16 protein-coding genes are annotated in these 20,280 nt (G+C 61.2%); 11 read left to right on the top strand and 5 right to left on the bottom strand.

From position 1 onward, the window contains the following. Positions 1-11: 11 nt before the first annotated feature. The gene (locus tag FP026_RS19680) at positions 12-965 is read right to left on the bottom strand and encodes a flagellar biosynthetic protein FliO (RefSeq protein ID WP_149636298.1); all 954 of its coding nucleotides are present in this window, start codon (positions 963-965) and stop codon (positions 12-14) included. Positions 966-1,217: 252 nt separating this feature from the next. On the opposite strand from FP026_RS19680, the gene cckA reads away from it, so the two are divergent. After that, positions 1,218-3,875, top strand: a complete 2,658-nt coding sequence (gene cckA, locus FP026_RS19675; RefSeq protein WP_432444136.1) for a cell cycle histidine kinase CckA — start codon at positions 1,218-1,220, stop codon at positions 3,873-3,875. 224 nt (positions 3,876-4,099) lie between these two features. Further along, entirely contained in the window at positions 4,100-5,119 is a 1,020-nt protein-coding gene (gene trpS / locus FP026_RS19670) for a tryptophan--tRNA ligase (RefSeq protein WP_149636296.1), read from the top strand. 71 nt (positions 5,120-5,190) lie between these two features. Here the strand turns inward: trpS and FP026_RS19665 are convergent, their stop codons facing one another. Next, positions 5,191-6,117: a pseudouridine-5'-phosphate glycosidase gene (locus FP026_RS19665; RefSeq protein ID WP_149636295.1), complete on the bottom strand. Its 927-nt coding sequence runs from the start codon at positions 6,115-6,117 to the stop codon at positions 5,191-5,193. 46 nt (positions 6,118-6,163) lie between these two features. Then, positions 6,164-7,108: a carbohydrate kinase family protein gene (locus FP026_RS19660; RefSeq protein ID WP_149636294.1), complete on the bottom strand. Its 945-nt coding sequence runs from the start codon at positions 7,106-7,108 to the stop codon at positions 6,164-6,166. 239 nt (positions 7,109-7,347) lie between these two features. Between FP026_RS19660 and recA the strand changes: the two genes are divergently transcribed. The 3 genes from recA (at position 7,348) to FP026_RS19645 (ending at position 12,255) form a co-directional block, all read left to right on the top strand. Further along, positions 7,348-8,433, top strand: coding sequence for a recombinase RecA (gene recA / locus FP026_RS19655; protein WP_149636293.1), 1,086 nt, complete (start codon positions 7,348-7,350; stop codon positions 8,431-8,433). A 172-nt stretch (positions 8,434-8,605) separates the two neighbouring features. Next, positions 8,606-11,266, top strand: coding sequence for an alanine--tRNA ligase (gene alaS / locus FP026_RS19650; protein WP_149636292.1), 2,661 nt, complete (start codon positions 8,606-8,608; stop codon positions 11,264-11,266). Between the two features lie 137 nt (positions 11,267-11,403). Beyond that, positions 11,404-12,255, top strand: a complete 852-nt coding sequence (locus FP026_RS19645) for an AraC family transcriptional regulator (RefSeq protein WP_149636291.1) — start codon at positions 11,404-11,406, stop codon at positions 12,253-12,255. 150 nt (positions 12,256-12,405) lie between these two features. On the opposite strand, the gene FP026_RS19640 is transcribed toward FP026_RS19645, so the two are convergent. Together FP026_RS19640 and FP026_RS19635 are read right to left on the bottom strand one after the other, a co-directional pair. Further along, positions 12,406-13,032: a glutathione S-transferase family protein gene (locus FP026_RS19640; protein ID WP_149636290.1), complete on the bottom strand. Its 627-nt coding sequence runs from the start codon at positions 13,030-13,032 to the stop codon at positions 12,406-12,408. A 119-nt stretch (positions 13,033-13,151) separates the two neighbouring features. Continuing rightward, entirely contained in the window at positions 13,152-14,366 is a 1,215-nt protein-coding gene (locus FP026_RS19635) for an NADP-dependent isocitrate dehydrogenase (protein WP_004108975.1), read from the bottom strand. 222 nt (positions 14,367-14,588) lie between these two features. Here FP026_RS19635 and FP026_RS19630 point away from each other — a divergent pair, with 222 nt between their 5' ends. From FP026_RS19630 to FP026_RS19605, 6 genes are all read left to right on the top strand, one after another. Beyond that, on the top strand, positions 14,589-15,194 hold the full coding sequence (locus tag FP026_RS19630) for a hypothetical protein (protein ID WP_188112635.1): 606 nt from the start codon (positions 14,589-14,591) through the stop codon (positions 15,192-15,194). A gap of 114 nt (positions 15,195-15,308) precedes the next feature. Then, on the top strand, positions 15,309-16,151 hold the full coding sequence (locus FP026_RS19625) for an RNA methyltransferase (RefSeq protein WP_149636289.1): 843 nt from the start codon (positions 15,309-15,311) through the stop codon (positions 16,149-16,151). Beyond that, positions 16,132-16,932, top strand: coding sequence for a glutamate racemase (gene murI, locus FP026_RS19620; RefSeq protein WP_149636288.1), 801 nt, complete (start codon positions 16,132-16,134; stop codon positions 16,930-16,932). The genes FP026_RS19625 and murI overlap by 20 nt, the downstream gene beginning before the upstream one ends. 2 nt (positions 16,933-16,934) lie before the next feature. Further along, on the top strand, positions 16,935-17,399 hold the full coding sequence (locus tag FP026_RS19615; protein ID WP_149636287.1) for a GNAT family N-acetyltransferase: 465 nt from the start codon (positions 16,935-16,937) through the stop codon (positions 17,397-17,399). 85 nt (positions 17,400-17,484) lie between these two features. Next, positions 17,485-18,630: an alpha-hydroxy acid oxidase gene (locus FP026_RS19610; RefSeq protein ID WP_149636286.1), complete on the top strand. Its 1,146-nt coding sequence runs from the start codon at positions 17,485-17,487 to the stop codon at positions 18,628-18,630. 130 nt (positions 18,631-18,760) lie between these two features. Next, positions 18,761-20,275 carry an ATP-binding protein gene (locus FP026_RS19605; RefSeq protein WP_149636285.1) on the top strand — a complete coding sequence of 505 codons (1,515 nt, stop codon included), beginning with the start codon at positions 18,761-18,763 and terminating at the stop codon, positions 20,273-20,275. Positions 20,276-20,280 lie beyond the last annotated feature (5 nt).

Below are 20,280 nucleotides of genomic sequence, written 5' to 3'. Positions count from 1 at the left end.
CACGCCGCGCATTATTTGTCGCGGCTGACGCTCATTTCACCGAAGATGCGCGCCACTTCCTGCTGGAGGGCGCTGTCGGCCCCGGTCAGCGGCGCAAGCTCGGGTTCGACCCTCTGTGCCGGGCTTGGTGCCGGCGATGGAACAGGCTGCTGTTGCACCTGCCGTGGTGCCGGTGCATTGGGAATGATCCGTTCGGCAGTCAGGTTTTTCGACATTTCGGCTTCTAGTATGCGCTGGAAATCGTTGCCGGGCTCGGCGGGGCGCGCAGGTGCGGCGACAGGCTCGACGGGCACTGGACGAGCGGGAGCCGGCTGTTGCTGCGGCAGGACGACATGGCGGGCGGCGTCCAGTATGTCGGCGGCCTCTGCTTCGCTGATGGTCGGAGCGGTTTGTGGAGCTGGTTGCGGCGGACTGACAGCTGCCGGTTGCGGACGTTCGGCAGCCACGTGCGGCACCGGCGCCGGTTCCAGAGCCGGGGCAACGGGCGTTTCGGAACGCAGATAGGCTTCGATCCTGTCCCCGGTGGATTGCAGACGCTGTGGAGGTGCCGCAGGAGCGGCATCGAGCTCGGCAGCGTTTTCCGGCTGTTGTTGCCGGCTTTCATAGGCCACCGGAACATCGACAGGCGTCGCAGCTATGGGAGCGTTGACAGGCGTCGCTGCGACGCCGGCGCGCGCGGGATCGGAGATGCCGGACTCGATGACGATATCAGTCGGGCCGCCGATCATGATCAGGTGTTCTATGCCGTCGCGCCTGACGAGCACGAGACGGCGGCGGGCATCGACGGCGGCGGCATCCAGCACCTGCAGACGCGGCTGGCGGTTTTTGCCGCCGCGCACGAAGGGAGAAGGCGCTCGATTGCGCAGGAGCCACAGAATGGCGATCAGCACGATCAGGGCGATGCCAACCCCACCGGCTGCGAGGAGGAAACGGCTGCCATAGGCTCCGGCGATGTCGTCCAACATGTCGAGATACTCCCGTATTTGTCCCCGACGTCGCGGCCTATTGTGCAGCTCCGGCGGGTAGATGCCTTGAACTTGGCCTTCCTATGCGGCGATCATATGAGCAGGATCGCGGCGGAGACAAGATGCGATTGATACCTCTTGTGTTCTATTGCCTGTGAATTCAAGCCTTTCTGGCTCGGCAAAGCTTTTTGCCGATGACGCAAATTGGTAAAGAAGATTCGAAAGGTCCGACTCCGGCGATCCTTAACGTGTATGACATGTCGCGAGGAGAACGGCGGAGACGAGGGGTTTATGACGAAGCAGCGTCCATCCGACGAGTATAGCGTGCCGCTGGTGGATCGCGGAGTTCGTTCGGGAACCGTGTTGCGCATCATTCTGCTGGCGCTCGTTCTCGTGGCTGCCGCCGCGGCCTTCGTCGTCTTCAAGAGCCAGCTCGACAATGAAGCGGTTCTCGGCGGCCTCGGCATTCTTGCCATGGTCGGCATCTTCTTCCTCGTTTCCTCGATCATCGGCTTCGTCGAGGTGATGCCGCAGCCGCAATCCGACAGTCTGGCGCGTTCGTTTCTCAACAGCCATCCGGATGGGACGCTGATCACCGACGAGAAGGGGCGCATCGTCTACGCCAACGCCGCCTATGGCCGGCTGACCGGCGCCGCCAAAGCGACGGAAGTGCAGTCGCTGGAAATGCTGCTGTCGCGAAACCGGGAATCCAACGAGGCCTTGTATCGTCTCGCCAATGGTCTGCGCGACGGCAAGGAGGGATCGGAAGAGTTTCGCCTGCTGAAGCCGCTCGGTCCTGCGGACGGAAGCGGCAACGGGGCGCACTGGTATCGGTTGAAGGCCCGCGTGCTGCCGCCGGAACAGGGCAGCAGCAAGGTGCTGCATATCTGGCAGGTCACCGACATCACCTCCGAACGCGACGACCAGGAGCGCTTCTTCAAGGAATTGCAGAACGCGATCGACTATCTCGATCATGCGCCGGCCGGTTTCTTCTCCGCCGGCCGCAAGGGTGAGATCTTCTATCTCAACGCGACACTGGCCGAGTGGCTGGGCTTCGATCTGACGAAGTTCGTACCGGGCTCGATGACGATCCGCGATCTGGTGGCCGGCGAGGGATTGGCGCTGATCCAGTCCGTTCAGGCGGAGCCGGGCTTGAAGAAGACGGTGACGCTCGATCTCGATCTGCGTCGCGCCAATGGCCAGAGCCTGCCGGTGCAGATCGTTCACAGCGTCACCTCGATGCGCGACGGCGCTCCCGGCGAGAGCCGCACCATCGTCCTGACCCGGCAGAACGGCGCGGATACAGAGCAATCTGCTTCGGCCGCCGCCATGCGCTTCAGCCGCTTCTTCAACAATACGCCGATGGCGATCGCTTCCGTCGACGGCAATGGCCGCATCCTGCGGACGAATGCGCCGTTCCTGAAGCTTTTCTCGGATCTCGTCTCGCGCGACGATATCGAGCGCGGCGCCGCCTTGGAGAGCGTCGTCAACGAAAGCGACCGGTCGCAGCTGCAGCAGGCGCTGGCGGCCGCCAAGGACCGGCAGGGCGACATTCCGCCGATCGACTCCCGTAATCCGAAGGATGAGGCGCGGCATTTCCGCTTCTATATCAATGCGGTGATCGACCAGACCGACGAGGCGCCGGAAGAGGCCGCCATCGTCTATGCCGTCGAGGTGACCGAGCAGAAGGCGCTCGAGACGCAGATGGCGCAGACGCAAAAGCTCAATGCCGTCGGTACGCTCGCAGGCGGCATCGCGCACGATTTCAACAATGTGCTGACCGCGATCCTTTTGTCTTCCGACCATCTGCTGCTGCAGGCGCGGCCTTCGGATGCGAGCTTCGCGGATCTGATGGAAATCAAGCGCAACGCCAATCGCGCGGCCGTGCTGGTCAGGCAGTTGCTCGCCTTCTCGCGCAAGCAGACCATGCGGCCGACAGTGCTGAACCTCACCGACGTGATCGGCGATTTGCGCATGCTGGTGGACCGGCTTCTGTCCGGAACGCATGTAAAGCTGGATGTCGATTACGGCCGCGATCTCTGGCCTGTCAAAACCGATCTCTCGCAGTTCGAGCAGGTGCTGATCAATCTCTGCGTCAACGCCCGCGATGCCATGCCCGGCGGCGGCCAGCTGACGCTGCGCACCCGCAATCTGCTCGCAGCCGATGTCAGCGCTTTCAACTATCCCTATCTGCCGCATGAGGACATGGTGCTTGTCGAGGTCAGCGATACCGGCACCGGTATCGCGCCCGAAATCATGGACAAGATTTTCGAGCCCTTCTTCACGACGAAGGAAGTCGGCAAGGGCACTGGCCTCGGCCTTGCGATGGTCTATGGCATCATCAAGCAGTCCGGCGGCTATATCCAGCCGGAATCGGAAGTAGGCAAGGGAACGACTTTCCGCATCTTCCTGCCGCGCCATGTCGTCGAAATGCCCGCTGTATCGGACGCGAAGGCGCCGGAGAGCCGCGATGTCGCGGCCATGGATCAGAGCGTCGGCATAGTGGCTCCGCCGGAGGAGCCGGCTGATCTTACCGGCAAGTCTGCGGTCGTGCTGCTGGTCGAAGATGAGGAGGCAGTGCGGCGCGGCGGCAAGCGCATGCTGGAGACGCGGGGCTATACCGTTTACGAAGCCGGCTCCGGTGTCGAGGCACTCGACATCATGGACGAGCTCGACGGCCAGGTCGATGTTGTCGTGTCCGACGTCGTCATGCCGGAAATGGATGGTCCGACGCTGCTGCGGGAATTGCGCAAGAAATATCCGGATATGAAGTTCATCTTCGTCTCGGGCTATGCTGAGGATGCCTTTGCCCGCAATCTGCCGGCGGATGCGCAGTTCGGATTCCTGCCGAAGCCGTTCTCGCTGAAGCAGCTTGCCGTCGTCGTGCGCGAAACGCTGGATAAGCCCTAGGTCGGAGGCGATTTTCGCCTCGCCATGTTGCCAATGCTGGCACGTCGGTGATATCACCCCCGCATGACCGACCTTGCCAAACCCATTTACCGTTTGTGGTGGCGCTCCTTCTAGGAGCGGCAGTCGTCATATCTTGAAATCGACCTGCCGCCGTGATCCGGCAAGCATGGTCTATTTCCGTTTTTCCTTCCCGATTGCGGCGGCTCCTTTTGCGGAGCAACGAAATGTCTTCCCTTATCGACACCCGTCCGGTCATCCTGACGGGCGACCGGACCACCGGTCCACTCCATCTCGGCCATTATGTCGGCTCGCTGAAAAGCCGCGTCGCGCTTCAGCATAGCCATCAGCAATTCCTGCTGCTGGCGGATACCCAGGCGCTGACCGACAATGCCCATGATCCCGAGAAGGTCCGTCGCAACGTTCTAGAGGTCGCTACCGATTATCTCGCTGTCGGCATCGATCCGGTGCTGACGACCATCTGCGTTCAATCCGCCTTGCCCGCATTGGCGGAGCTGACGCTGCTCTATCTGAATTTCGTCACGGTCAGCCGTCTGGAGCGCAATCCGACAATCAAGACGGAAATCCAGCTGCGCGGTTTCGAACGCGACGTGCCTGCCGGCTTTCTCTGCTACCCGGTGGCACAGGCGGCTGATATCACCGCCTTCAAGGCGACCGTCGTTCCGGTCGGCGAGGATCAGGCGCCCTTGATCGAGCAGACCAACGAGATCGTTCGCCGCCTCAACCGGCAGATCGGGCGTGATGTTCTCGTGGAAGCCACGGCGATGGTGCCGAGCGTGGGGCGCCTGCCAGGTGTCGACGGCAAGGCGAAGATGAGCAAATCTCAGGGCAACGCCATCTCGCTCTCGGCATCGCCGGGTGAAATAAGCGATGCAGTGCGGCGGATGTATACCGATCCGGATCATTTGCGCGTCGGCGATCCCGGCAGGGTCGAGGGAAACGTCGTCTTCACCTATCTCGATGCCTTCTGCAAGGATCGGCAATTGGTTGATGACATGAAGGCGCACTATCGCCGCGGTGGCCTCGGTGATGTCACTCTCAAGAGACATCTGGAGGACATTCTTCAGCCGCTGCTCGCTCCGATCCGCACGCGCCGAGCACGCTATGCTGCCGAGCCGGGCTATGTCATGGAAGTCGTGCGGGAGGGGACGAGAAAGGCGAGGGAGCGGACGGAGTCGACGCTTGCGGAGCTGCGATCTGCTCTGGGCCTGTTTTCCCTGATCTGAAACAAGAACGGCCGGACGGTCTTTTGAAGCGCCCGGCCGTTCTTTTATTTATCGCAGCTCTATTTATCCACTTATTCCGCCAGAGCGACGGCGATTTCGGCGGCTAGACGCGCGTTGTTTTCGACAAGCGCGATGTTCGTCTTGAGGCTGCGGCCTTCGGTGATGTCGAAGATGGTGCTGAGCAGATAGGGTGTTACGGCCTTGCCGGTGATTTCGTCACGCTCTGCACTATCGAGGGCGCGCTCGATATAGATTTCCATTTCCTCGCGCGGGATTTCATCGGCTTCCGGCACCGGATTGGCGATCAGCATGCCGCCATCGATGCCGAGTTGCTCGCGCGTGGACTGGAAATTGGCGATGGCAGCCGGGCTGTTCAGCGTCAGCGGGCTTGCCAGGCCGGACGAGCGCGACCAGAAGGCCGGGAATTCGGTGCTGTCATAGGTTACGACCGGCACGCCGCGGGTTTCCAGCACTTCGAGCGTCTTCGGAATATCGAGGATCGCCTTGGCGCCGGCGCAGACGACGATGACGCCGGTGCGGGAGAGCTCTTCAAGATCGGCCGAGATATCGAAGCTTTCCTCCGCGCCGCGATGCACGCCGCCGATGCCGCCGGTGGCGAAAACCTTGATGCCGGCACGGGCTGCGGCGATCATCGTGGCGGCGACGGTGGTGGCGCCGGTGCGGCGCTCGGCGATCGCAAAGGCGATGTCGGCGCGCGAGACCTTCATCGCGCCTTCCGTCTTGGCAAGCGCTTCCAGCTCTTCCGGCTCGAGGCCAATATGGAGTGTACCGTGGATGACGGCGATGGTCGCGGGCACTGCGCCTTCCTGCCGGATGATCGCCTCGACGCTGCGGGCCATCTCGATATTGCCGGGATAGGGCATGCCGTGGGTAATGATGGTCGATTCCAGGGCCACAAGCGGTGCGCCGCGCAGTTTCGCGGCGGCGACTTCCTTCGAATAGGAGATCGGAAGCAGGGGCGAGATAGGCTGGGTCATTGTCGTTTCCAATTCACTGAAACAGTATACGCGTTCTGAGCAGGCTTCATGACAGAATTTCGGCCTTGGGAACAAGGGCCAACATCGTCTTCAAAAGCTCCGGAGACAGATTTTCGGCTGTGGCGAAGGGCGATTGGACGGTGATCGCGGCGGCTGCGGCACCGTGGCGGACAGCCTCTGCGAGATCATGTCCGGCAAGCAGGGCCGATAGAACGCCCGAAGCGAGCGAATCTCCCGCCCCGGTGACATCGGCGACATCGTCGACGACCGGTGGCTGCAGGCTGACGACGAGATCGCGGGAAAATGCGATCAACGGCCGCCTACCACGAGTGATGACGCCATTGCGCAGGCCGAGGGCGCGCAATCCGTTCACCCATTCGAGCGGGTCTTCCGGCCGACTTTCGGTCAGCGCGGCCGCCTCGGCTTCGTTGAGGAACAGATGATCGATGCCGGCAAGGCTCGGTTTCAGCCGCACGACTTTCGCCGGCGAGATTGCGATTGCCGCGACGGGCTTGCTGAAGACGGCGGCTCTTGCCGCGATCGCGGCCAGGGTCTCGGCGGGCAGATTGGCGTCACAGAGAACGAGGTCGGTCCCTTCGAAGGCGTCGCGAACTGCGCGAATCGCCAGACGTCTCGGGACGAACAGCTTGTAGAGTTCCATGTCGGCAAGGGCGATGACCAGATTACCGTCGCGTTCGAGGATCGCCGTGTAGCTCGGCGTCTTGCGATCGAGGAAGACGAAGGGCCTGTCGTCGATGCCGGCGTGGCTTGCCGCTTCCGCTACCATTTCGCCCGAGGGATCGCCGCCGCGGGGCGAGATCAGCCTGACGTCGAAGCCGAGGCGGGCGAGATTTCGCGCCGCATTGAAGCCGCCGCCGCCGGGCTCTTCGAACCATGCGCCGGGATTGCTGGCGCCGGGTGCCGTCTCGCCGAAGATGCGGCCGCGCCGGTCGATATGTGCGCCGCCGAGAACGAGAATCTTCTTCGCCATATGGTTTTCCTCAGCGGTCGAAAGGACGAATCGGACAGGTCGATAACATCTCGCAATTCACCGTCGCAGGCATGCAAGTGCCTGGGAAGAAAGAAGAAAACAAAAATAGAACGGAATTCATTTTACCTTTTTCTTTCAATTGCTTGTTGTACCCTTGCGATAATAGAACAAATAGAGTACAGAATTCTCATCGGCGGCGACATTGCTAGAGCGGCTTCAATAACCTAAAGGTGGATCGGATGTCTCAGAATTCTTTGCGGCTTGTAGAGGACAAATCGGTGGATAAAAGCAAGGCACTTGAAGCGGCACTCTCTCAAATTGAGCGGTCGTTCGGCAAGGGCTCGATCATGAAGCTCGGCTCTAACGAGAACGTGGTCGAAATCGAAACGGTTTCCACCGGCTCCCTGAGCCTTGATATTGCGCTTGGCATTGGCGGCTTGCCGAAGGGGCGCATCATCGAAATTTACGGACCGGAAAGCTCCGGTAAGACGACGCTCGCGCTGCAGACCATTGCCGAGGCCCAGAAGAAGGGCGGCATTTGCGCCTTCGTGGACGCAGAACATGCGCTCGATCCGGTCTATGCCCGCAAGCTCGGCGTCGACCTGCAGAACCTTCTGATCTCGCAGCCCGATACCGGCGAACAGGCACTGGAAATCACCGATACGCTGGTGCGCTCCGGCGCTGTCGACGTTCTCGTGGTCGATTCCGTCGCGGCATTGACGCCGCGCGCCGAAATCGAAGGCGAGATGGGCGATAGCCTGCCGGGCCTGCAGGCCCGTCTGATGAGCCAGGCGCTGCGCAAGCTCACGGCTTCGATCTCGAAATCCAAGACCATGGTGATCTTCATCAACCAGATCCGCATGAAGATCGGCGTCATGTTCGGCTCGCCGGAAACGACGACCGGCGGTAATGCGCTGAAGTTCTATGCCTCGGTTCGCCTCGATATCCGCCGTATCGGCGCCGTCAAGGAGCGCGAAGAGGTGATCGGCAACCAGACCCGCGTCAAGGTCGTCAAGAACAAGATGGCGCCGCCCTTCAAGCAGGTCGAGTTCGACATCATGTATGGCGAAGGCGTTTCCAAGACCGGCGAACTGGTCGATCTCGGCGTCAAGGCCGGCATCGTCGAAAAGTCCGGCGCCTGGTTCTCCTATAACAGCCAGCGCCTCGGCCAGGGCCGCGAAAACGCGAAAATCTTCCTGCGCGACAATCCGGATCTCGCCCGCGAGATCGAGTTGTCGCTGCGCCAGAATGCCGGCCTGATCGCCGATCGCTTCCTGCAGAATGGCGGTCCCGACGCCGACGATGGCGACGCTTCTGGAGAATAAAGACTTCCGGGAGCAATCCAGGGCTTGATGTGAGACTGAAATTCGAAACCGGCCGTATTGTCCAAGGGATGTGCGGCCGGTTTTGTTCGTGCGGCTGGACAGCGCCGGGAGCGAACGATAAAAGCCACTGACTTTGATGCAAGTTGCTGAGCGCAGGACTGAAGGGCCCCATATGAGCGGTGTGAATGAAATCCGGTCGACCTTCCTCGACTATTTTAAGAAAAACGGTCACGAGATCGTGCCGTCGAGCCCGCTGGTTCCGCGCAACGATCCGACATTGATGTTTACCAATGCCGGCATGGTGCAGTTCAAGAACGTGTTTACCGGCCTGGAGCAGCGTCCCTATACGACGGCCTCGACGGCGCAGAAATGCGTGCGCGCCGGCGGCAAGCACAACGACCTCGACAATGTCGGCTACACCGCACGCCACCATACCTTCTTCGAAATGCTCGGCAATTTCTCCTTTGGCGACTATTTCAAGGAGCGCGCCATCGAGCTCGCCTGGAACCTGATCACCAAGGAATTCGGCCTCGATGCCAAGCGCCTGCTCGTCACGGTCTATCACACCGATGATGACGCCTATAATCTCTGGAAGAAGATCGCCGGTCTTTCCGACGACAAGATCATTCGCATCGCCACCAGCGACAATTTCTGGGCGATGGGCGATACAGGCCCTTGCGGTCCCTGTTCCGAGATCTTCTACGACCATGGCGATCACATCTGGGGCGGCCCTCCCGGCTCTCCGGAGGAAGACGGCGACCGCTTCATCGAGATCTGGAACCTCGTCTTCATGCAGTTCGAGCAGATCACCAAGGAACAGCGCGTCGACCTGCCGCGTCCGTCGATCGATACCGGCATGGGTCTCGAGCGCGTCGCTGCCGTGCTGCAGGGCAAGCATGACAACTATGATATCGACCTGTTCCGCGCGCTGATCGAAGCCTCGGAAGAGGCGACTGGCGTCAAGGCCGACGGCGAGCACCGCGCCAGCCATCGCGTCATCGCCGACCACCTGCGCTCCTCCGCCTTCCTGATCGCCGATGGCGTGCTGCCGTCGAACGAAGGCCGCGGCTATGTGCTTCGCCGCATTATGCGCCGCGCCATGCGCCATGCGCAGCTGCTCGGTGCCAAGGAGCCGTTGATGTGGAAGCTGCTGCCGGCGCTGATCCAGCAGATGGGCCGCGCCTATCCGGAGCTGGTGCGTGCCGAGGCGCTGACCTCCGAGACGCTGAAGCTTGAAGAAACCCGGTTCCGGAAGACGCTGGAGCGCGGCCTGTCGCTGCTGAACGATGCCACTTCAGACCTGCACAAGGGCGACAGCCTGGACGGCGAAACCGCCTTCAAGCTCTACGACACCTACGGCTTCCCGCTCGATTTGACGCAGGATGCGCTGCGCGCGCGTGGCATCGGCGTCGATATTTCCAGCTTCACGGATGCGATGGAGCGTCAGAAGGCCGAGGCGCGTTCGCATTGGACTGGTTCCGGCGACAAGGCGACCGAAACCATTTGGTTCGAACTCAAGGAAAAGTTCGGCGCCACCGAATTCCTGGGCTACGACACGGAAACGGCCGAAGGCGTCATCCAGGCTATCGTCAAAGACGGCGCTGCCGTCGATAGCGCCAATGCCGGCGACAAGGTTCAGATCGTTGTCAATCAGACGCCGTTCTACGGCGAATCCGGTGGCCAGATGGGCGATACCGGCGTGATCGCTAGCGATCATGGCAAGCTCACGGTTGGCGACACCCAGAAGAAGGGCGAAGGCCTTTTCATTCACAGTTCGGAAGTGTCGGAAGGCAAGATCCAGGTCGGCGATGCGGTCGTGCTGACGGTGGATCACAACAGGCGCTCGCGCCTGCGTGCCAACCATTCCGCCACCCATCTGCTGCACGAAGCGCTTCGCGAAGTGCTGGGCACACATGTGGCGCAGAAGGGCTCGCTGGTCGCGCCCGAGCGCCTGCGCTTCGATGTCTCTCATCCGAAGCCGATGTCGGCCGAGGAGCTGAAGGTTGTTGAGGAGATGGCGAACGAGATCGTTCTGCAGAATTCGCCCGTCACCACCCGCCTGATGAGCGTCGACGATGCGATTGCGGAAGGGGCCATGGCACTGTTCGGCGAGAAGTATGGCGATGAAGTTCGCGTCGTGTCGATGGGGCAGGGCGTGCGCGGTGCCAAGTCCGGCAAGCCTTACTCGGTCGAGCTTTGCGGCGGCACGCATGTTTCCGCCACCGGCCAGATCGGTCTTGTGCGCATTCTCGGCGATAGCGCCGTCGGCGCCGGCGTGCGCCGTATCGAAGCCGTGACCGGCGAATCCGCGCGCGATTATCTGGCCGAACAGGACGATCGCGTAAAGACCCTCGCCTCGACGCTTAAAGTTCAGCCCGCCGATGTTGTTTCGCGCGTCGAAGCCTTGATGGACGAGCGCCGCAAGCTGGAACGCGAATTGGCCGATGCAAAGCGCAAGCTTGCCATGGGCGGCGGCCAAGGCGGCTCCGCTGATGCGGTCCGGGAGGTCAACGGCGTCAAGTTCCTCGGCAAGCCGGTTTCCGGCGTCGATCCCAAGGATCTCAAGGGTCTGGCGGATGAGGCGAAGGCAAGCCTCGGCTCCGGTGTCGTGACGCTGATCGGCGTCTCGGAGGATGGTAAGGCAAGTGCTGTCGTCGCCGTCACGGAGGATCTCGTCGGCCGTTTCAGCGCCGTCGATCTCGTGCGCGTCGCTTCGGCTGCCCTCGGCGGCAAGGGTGGCGGCGGCCGTCCCGACATGGCCCAAGCCGGCGGCCCGGATGGCGCCAAGGCTGACGAAGCGATCGAGGCGATTGCTTCGGCACTTGCTGGCTAATACGCTGATTTCGTATTTCTAATTAAAATGGCGGATGCTTCGGTATCCGCCATTTTCTTTTGCGCACGCAACTCCGCAGGATTTGTCAAATTCGGTTATGCTCTTGTTGGGCCGATCGATTTGCAAGAGGGTTTGACATGAGTGGTGGAACGGCGTGGACGCTTTACGAGACCCGGTTGCGCCGGGTTTCGGCCTATATCCATGAGCATCTGGACGATGAACTCGATATGGAAAAGCTCGCCGAAATCGCCTGCATGTCCAGCTACCACTGGCACAGGGTCTATCGGGCAATCTATGGCGAGACGGCGGCGGCAACCGTCAAGCGGCTGCGGCTGCACCGGGCCGCCGGCGATCTCGTCAACACCCGTCTATCCGTCAGCGACATTGCAAAGCGGTCGGGCTATCCCAACCTCCAGTCGTTCAACCGCATCTTCAGATTCGTCTACGGCATGCCGCCGGCGCGATATCGGAATGAGGGAAGCCACACGATCTTCGAACCCAGCACCCAAGGAAGGATCACGGTTATGTTCGACGTTACGCTTCGCACCATTTCCCCGATGTCACTGATCGGTGTCGCCCATCGCGGCTCCTATATGCAGATCGGCCGGGCTTTCGAGACACTCTTCGGCACGATCTTTGCTCGCGGCCTTGCCGCGGCGGACATGCGCATGATCGGCGTCTACCTCGACGATCCTGATGTCGTCGAGGCTGACAAGCTGCGCTCCCTTGCTTGCGTCACCGCCGGCGATGGAATGGCGGCCGACGCGCCGCTGGAGCGCCGCTCGCTCGATGGCGGCGAATATGCCGTGCTGCGCCACAAAGGGCCTTATGCCAACATGCACAAGGCCTATCAATGGCTCTATGCGCAATGGCTTCCGGCTTCCGGGCGGCAGCTGCGCGATACCGTCATGTTCGAGGAATATATCAACAATCCGCGCGACGTGCCGCCGACGGAGCTTTTGACCGATATCCATATGCCGCTGCAATAGCGGCATATGGGCGCAATCGAAGATATCCTCTTAATGCCTTGTATTGTCAGGCATTACAGCGCCGCGCGTCATATATGACGCGCAAAGCTCGCTGTAACACTATTAATCTGCTGCATAATTTTATCCTTAAATCGATTCCGATTTGAGGAATTATGCAGTAGCCGGCTTCGGCATGGCGGCGTTGTCAATCTCGTTGGCGCGGCGGTAGGCGTCGCGGTCGCTCACCCGGCTCCAATAGTCGATGAAGGCTTGCCGCTTTTCGATGGTGCCGAAATTTAGGCCCCAGCCGACATGGGAACCGACATAGACATCGGCGGCCGTAAAGCGGTCGCCTGCGATGAACGGCGAGGTCGTGACGGCGTACTCCATGGCATCAAGCACATTCGCGAAGCTGCCGCAGCCGGCCATGCGCAGACGTTCCGGCGGGACTTCGAAGCCGAGGGCACGGTTGGTGACCGCCATCTCCATCGGCCCGGCGGCAAAGAACATCCAGCGGAAGTAGCGACCGCGCTCGGCCGCCGTCGGGGCAAGGCCCGCCTGTGGGAATGTTTCGGCCAGATAGGCGCAGATGGCGGCACCTTCGGTGACCACGGTGTCGCCGTGCTTGATGGCTGGCACCTTGCCCATCGGGTTTATCGACAGATATTCGGGCGCTTTCATCGTGGTGCCGAAATCGAGATATTCGGTACGGTAGGGCTGGCCAGTCTCCTCGAGCATCCAGCGAGCGATGCGTCCACGCGACATCGGGTTGGTATAGAAAACAAGTTCTTCAGCCATCTGCCTCTCCCTTTTGTTGCGCGCCTTTTTGCCACTGGTTAGCCGCAGCCGCAAGATTCAGCGCAAAAGAAAACCCGGCGCGGAAGCCGGGTTTTCGTATCTGCTCATGTCGGCAAGGCTTAGGCAGCCATGGCCTTCTTGAGGTTTTCGTCGATCTTGTCGAGGAAGGCGGTGGTGGAGAGCCACGGCTGATCGGGGCCGATCAGCAGCGCCAGGTCCTTGGTCATATAACCGGCTTCGACGGTATCGACGCAGACCTTTTCCAGCGTCGAGGCGAACTTTGCGAGTTCTGCATTGTCGTCCAGCTTGGCGCGATGGGCGAGACCGCGGGTCCAGGCGAAGATCGAAGCGATCGAATTCGTCGAGGTTTCCTGGCCCTTCTGGTGCTGGCGGTAGTGACGCGTGACCGTGCCATGCGCGGCTTCGGCTTCGACAGTCTTGCCATCAGGCGTCAAGAGAACCGAGGTCATCAGGCCGAGCGAGCCGAAGCCCTGGGCAACGGTGTCGGACTGGACGTCGCCGTCGTAGTTCTTGCAGGCCCAGACATAGCCGCCGGACCACTTGAGAGCGGAGGCAACCATGTCGTCGATCAGGCGGTGTTCGTAGGTGATGCCGGCTTCGTCGAACTGAGCCTTGAACTCGTTCTGGTAGACTTCCTCGAAGATGTCCTTGAAGCGGCCGTCATAGGCCTTGAGGATGGTGTTCTTTGTGGAGAGGTAGACCGGCCACTTGCGCATCAGGCCGTACATCATCGAGGCGCGGGCGAATTCTCGGATCGACTCGTCGAGGTTGTACATGGCCATGGCAACGCCGGCGCCTGGAGCGTTGAAGACTTCCTTCTCGATGACCGTGCCGTCTTCACCGACAAACTTGATGGTCAGCTTGCCCTTGCCCGGGAACTTGAAATCGGTGGCGCGGTACTGGTCGCCGAAAGCGTGACGGCCGACGACGATCGGCTGCGTCCAGCCCGGAACGAGGCGCGGAACGTTCTTGCAGATGATCGGCTCGCGGAAGATGACGCCGCCGAGGATGTTGCGGATCGTGCCGTTCGGGCTCTTCCACATTTCCTTGAGGTTGAATTCCTTCACGCGGGCTTCGTCCGGCGTGATCGTCGCGCACTTGATGCCGACGCCGTACTTCTTGATGGCGTTGGCGGCGTCGACGGTGACCTGGTCGTTGGTGGCGTCACGGTTTTCGACCGAGAGGTCGTAGTAGTCGATATCGATATCGAGGTAGGGGAAGATCAGTTTTTCTTTAATGAGCTGCCAGATGATGCGAGTCATTTCGTCGCCATCGAGATCGGCAACGGGGTTAGCGACCTTGATCTTCTTCATGCTTCTGCCTCGTTTAAGCTGATGGGACCGGACGGTCCAGTGAGTAATATGAAGTCCCGAGGGCTATAGCACCGCAAGTGCGGAACGCAAAGCCGATAGAGCCTAGGGCATAGCGTTTTTGATCATTCGTGGCATCACCCGCTTTTTGCGATCCGGCCATTGCCAAAGCGGTCGATGGGACTAATGTCGCGCATGTTTTGCCTGTTATTACGGAATCACGTCATGCAGAAATTTGCCGCATCCGCGCTTGCCTTCACGCTCTTTCAGCTCTCCCTAGGTGCGCATATGGCACTGGCAGCCGATGCGACGACGCCGGTCAAGGCCATCATGGACGCGACCGTTTCGAACTGGGCGGGCGGCGACAGCGATTGGCAGGATATCTTCGACGAGAGCAAGCTCAAGGATATCTACAGCAAGGATTTCGCGGCGAAATATCAGGCGGCCGCCCAGTTTCCCGCCGCCGACGAGGACGGCATCTCGCCGTTCGACTATGACGTCATCGTCAACGCGCAGGACGCCTGTCCGCTGGAGGATGTGAAGATCGCCGCCCAGCCACCCAAGAACAATGCGACCGAAGTGTTGGCGACCTTTAAGAAATCCACGTGTATGGGGTCGGATGCCGACGACCAGAAGGTGACGACGGTGCGCTTCGAGGTCGTCGAGGAGGGCGGACGACCCGTCGTGGATGATATCGTCACCAACGATGACAATGGCAATCCGAGCTCGCTCAAAGGCGTGATGCAGGATCTCGTCAAGCAACAACAGCAACAGCCGTCCGATCAGCAGTCGCAGCCGACGGATCAGCAGAAGCCGGCAAATCCGCAATAGCTGGGCGCGGTTTGCTGAGCCAGTGATGCGCAAAAACCTTGCCGACCGGCGGCTGTCTCGTTATTCCGACCCATGATTTGCGCGAGACGGTTCGCGCGCGGAGAGCAGGACATCATGGCAGGCACGAACAGCGAGCGTCAACTTCTGGCCGAAGGGCCGGCCATCATTCTGGTCGAGCCGCAGATGGGCGAGAATATCGGCATGGTGGCGCGCGCGATGGCGAATTTCGGGCTTGTCGAGCTGCGGCTCGTCAATCCGCGCGATGGCTGGCCGAACGAGAGGGCGCAGGCGACCGCCTCGAAAGCGGATCACATCATCGAGGCGACGAAGGTTTACGAGACGCTGGAGCAGGCGATCGCTGATCTCAATTTCATCTATGCGACGACAGCTCGAGAACGGGACGGCTACAAGCCGGTGCGTTCGCCTGTTGTTGCGGCCGAGACCCTTCGCGCCAAATTCAAGGCGGGCGAGGGCACCGGTATTCTCTTCGGGCGTGAGCGCTGGGGCCTGACGAACGAGGAAGTGGCGCTGGCTGACGAGATCGTGACATTTCCGGTCAATCCGGCCTTCGCCTCGCTAAACATCGCCCAGGCGGTGCTGCTGATGTCTTATGAATGGATGAAATCGGGCATGGAGGATTTGGGTGCCGTGCCTTTCCAGGCGCTCGAGCAGCGGCCTTCGACGAAGGAGCAGCTTTTCGGCCTTTTCGACCAACTCGAGGAGGCGCTGGATGCGCGCAATTATTTCCATCCCGCCGGGAAAAAGCCGAAAATGGTCGACAATCTCCGGGCTGTCCTCTCGCGCCGGGCGTTCACCGAACAGGAAATCAGCGTCTTGCGTGGGGTGATCTCGTCTCTCGACCGCTTCTCGCGCAAGTCCCCGCGCGGCAGCGGCTCGCATCCCCGATCCTCCAAAGCACCCAAGGAAACCACGAACGATGACAGCAGCGGCGAATGAGCTGAAACCGGTCCTTGTCTTCGATTCAGGGATCGGCGGTTTGACCGTGCTGCGCGAGGCGCGCGTGCTGATGCCGGAGCGCGGTTTCATCTATATCGCGGACGATGCCGGTTTTCCCTATGGCAGTTGGGAAGAGCCGGCGCTGAGGGAGCGCATCGTCGATCTCTTTGCGAAACTGCTTGGGCAATATGATCCGGAAGTCTGCATTATCGCTTGCAATACGGCTTTCACGCTGGCCGGCGCTGATCTGCGCGCGGCTTTTCCGCAGATGACCTTCATAGGTACGGTGCCGGCGATCAAGCCGGCGGCAGAGCGAACCCGCTCGGGCCTTGTCTCGGTGCTGGCGACGCCGGGCACCGTCAAGCGCGCCTATACGCGCGACCTGATCCAGTCCTTCGCCACGCAATGCCATGTGCGGCTCGTTGGATCGCAGGACCTGGCACGCCTGGCGGAAGCCTATATTCGCGGCGACGTTGTCAGCGACGAGGCCGTCATGGCCGAGATCGAGCAGTGCTTCGTCGAGATGGATGGCCGCAAGACGGATATCGTCGTGCTGGCTTGCACGCACTATCCGTTCATGGCCAATATCTTCCGCAGGCTCGCGCCGTGGCCGGTCGACTGGCTGGATCCCGCAGAGGCTATTGCAAGGCGTGCCCGCAGTCTGGTGCCGCAGGTGGCCGATGCCGTCCATCCCGACAATTTCGACTTTGCGGTCTTCACTTCCGGGGCGCCGGATTTCCCCACCCGCCGGCTGATGCAGGGTTTTGGGCTCAAGGCTTGATGATGACTGACAAGATTTCATTGCGTAAACTCGATCTCGCGGACATGCCGGCGGCTGCGGCCGTTCATCGCGCGTCCTTCAACGAACGGCTGCCGACGCTTGCCGGGCTTCATACGCCGGAAGAGGACGTTGGCTTCTGGAGTGCTGTGGTCTTCAAAGACTGCCAAATCTGGGGTGCGGAAGAGGGTGGTCGCCTGGTCGGCGTCATCGCCTTCCTCGAGGATTGGATCGACCAGCTCTATGTTCTGCCCGAAGCACAGGGGCGCGGCATCGGCAGCCGCCTGCTTGATATCGCCAAGTCGGCCTACCCGGTGCTCTCGCTCTGGACATTCCAAAGAAATGAGCCTGCCCGCCGCTTTTACTTGAAACACGGCTTCTTCGCGGTTGACGAGTCGGACGGGGCAGGCAATGAGGAAAAGGAGCCGGATGTGCTTTACAAATGGGAAGCACGCTTGCACCGGCTGTAATTCACGATCGGACTGAGCGGCGGGATATTGGGAGGTCGATATTTGATGCCTTTTGAGAATGATAGCAGTGTTGTCGAGGCAAGCCATGCGTCTGCGTGAATGCCACAACTTCCATGATTTTCGCCTCCTCGCGAAGAAGCGTCTTCCCGGTCCGATCTTCAACTATATCGACGGCGCAGCCGACGACGAGGTGACGCTGCGGCGAAACACCACGAGCTTCGAAAGCTGCGATCTCGTTCCCAATGTTCTGCGTGGGGTCAGCGAGATCGACATGTCTGTCACCGTTATGGGACAAAAGCTCGCGACGCCCTTCTATTGCTCGCCGACGGCGCTGCAGCGACTGTTCCATCACCAGGGCGAGAATGCGGTGGCCGCGGCAGCCTCGTCGCTCGGCACCATGTTCGGCGTCTCCTCACTCGGCACTGTCAGCCTCGAGGAAATCCGCAAGAAGTATGCGGGGCCGCAGGTCTACCAGTTCTATTTCCATAAAGACCGGGGGCTGAACCGGGCGATGATGGAGCGGGCGAAGGAAGCCGGCGTAAACGTGATGATGCTGACGGTCGACAGCATTACCGGCGGCAATCGCGAGCGCGACCTTCGCACCGGATTTTCCATTCCGTTCAAGCTCAATCTGGCGGGCCTCACCCAGTTCGCCATCAAGCCGGCCTGGGCGCTGAACTATATCACGCACGAGAAGTTTCGCCTGCCGCAGCTCGACGAGCATGTGGACATGAGCGGCGGCGCCATGTCGATCGGCAAATATTTCACCGACATGCTCGATCCGTCGATGAACTGGAACGATGTCGCCGAGATGGTGAAGCACTGGAACGGGCAGTTCTGCCTCAAAGGCGTCATGTCGGTTGAGGATGCCAAGCGTGCTGTCGACATCGGATGTACCGGCATCGTGCTCTCGAACCATGGCGGCCGGCAGCTGGACGGCTCGCGCTCGGCATTCGATCAGCTGGCTGAGATCGTCGACGCCGTCGGCCATCGCATCGATGTCATGATGGATGGCGGCGTCCAGCGCGGCACGCATGTGCTGAAGGCGCTTTCGCTCGGCGCCAAGGCAGTCGGCCTCGGCCGCTTCTATCTCTATCCGCTGGCCGCTGCCGGTCAGGCGGGCGTGGAGCGCGCGCTCAGGCATCTGCGCACGGAAGTCGAGCGCGACATGAAGCTGATGGGCTGCACCTCGGTCAGCCAGTTGTCGCGGGCCAATCTGCGGTTCAGATAGATCTCGCAATCGCCTGTGGGTTTTTTCAATCCACGGGCGCGAAGCTTGGAAATCTTTGCTAGACGAGGGCGCGTCCTTTCAGAAAGATGGGACGCATCCACATTTGATTCTTGCTCATAGGGGAAGTGCATTGCAGGTCGGCATCGACATGGGAACGGCGTCCGGCGGGACCAGCGCCCAGCTCGATATCGAGGAGCTGCTGGCGACGCGTCTTCTGGTGCAGGGCAATTCCGGCTCCGGAAAATCGCATCTCCTGCGGCGGCTGCTGGAGCAATCGGCACAATGGGTGCAGCAGGTCATCATCGATCCCGAAGGCGATTTCGTCACGCTGGCCGACAAGTTCGGGCATGTGGTCGTCGATGGCGAGCGTACGGAAGCTGAACTTGCCGGCATCGCCAACCGCATCCGCCAGCACCGCGTCTCCTGCGTGCTGACGCTCGAAGGGCTTGATATCGAGCAGCAGATGCGCGCCACCGCCGCCTTCCTGAACGGCATGTTCGATGCCGATCGCGAATTCTGGTATCCGGTTCTGGTCGTGGTCGACGAGGCGCAGATGTTCGCGCCCTCGGTCGGCGGCGACGTCTCGGAAGATGCGCGCAAGATGTCGCTTGGGGCCATGACCAACCTGATGTGCCGCGGTCGAAAGCGTGGCCTTGCCGGCGTCATCGCCACGCAGCGCCTGGCGAAGCTTGCTAAGAACGTTGCGGCGGAAGCCTCCAACTTCCTGATGGGCCGTACCTTCCTCGATATCGATATGGCCCGCGCCGCCGACCTTCTCGGTATGGATCGCAGGCAGGCGGAAATGTTCCGCGACCTGAAGCGCGGCAATTTCGTAGCTCTCGGTCCGGCACTCTCGCGCCGGCCGCTGCCGATCACCATCGGCACGGTGGAGACCTCGGCGCGTTCCTCCAGCCCGAAGCTGATGCCGCTGCCCGATGCGCCGCAGGATGTGGAAGATCTGATCTTCACGCCGGATCCGGAAGAGTTCACGCGGCCAGTCATTCGCCGCACGACGCCAGCGCCGCGTCCGACGACCGATATTATGGCAGAGCTTTCCCGCTCCGTGCCGGCCGCCGGCCCGGCGCCTACGGAGCCGAAGGTCAGCCAGCCGGAACTATCGAGCGAGGATCGCGAGGCGAGGGTGAGCGCCGTGCTCTCGGAGATCCTCGACGATCCGGCCTCCGGCTTCCGTACGGATTCGGTGCTCTATCAGGAGTTTCTCGTGCGGCTGCGCATGCGCCGCGTCCCCGGTGCGCCGATGAGCCTGTCGGAGTTTCGTCGGCGCGTGGCGATTGCCCGCTCCGGCGCCGACGAGGAAGTCATGGCGACCGATCAATGGACAACCGCGCTCTCGCTGTCCTCAAGCGTTACCGATGATCTGCAGGGCGTCTTTTTGATGTTGGCCAAGGCCGCGATCAGCGGCGAGCCGTGCCCGTCCGATGCCCACATCGCCCGCGCCTACGGCACCCATTCGGCACGGCGCGCACGGCGTCTCCTCAGCTATTTCGAGGAGCAGGGCAGCGTCGTCGTCCACACGGATTTCTCCGGCAAGCGCATCGTCGCTTTCCCGGATATGGGGTCCCAGACTGCGCCTGGTGATGCCAATGCGCCCGATCTGGATAGCGGCGAGCAGGCGGCGGAATAGCTGCG

The sequence above is a fragment of the Martinezella tropici genome (assembly GCF_008370325.1).
In the GTDB taxonomy this organism is placed as follows: domain Bacteria; phylum Pseudomonadota; class Alphaproteobacteria; order Rhizobiales; family Rhizobiaceae; genus Rhizobium; species Rhizobium tropici_B.
The sequence above is the reverse complement of the archived record's forward strand: the minus strand, read 5'-3'. Positions and strand labels throughout refer to the sequence as shown.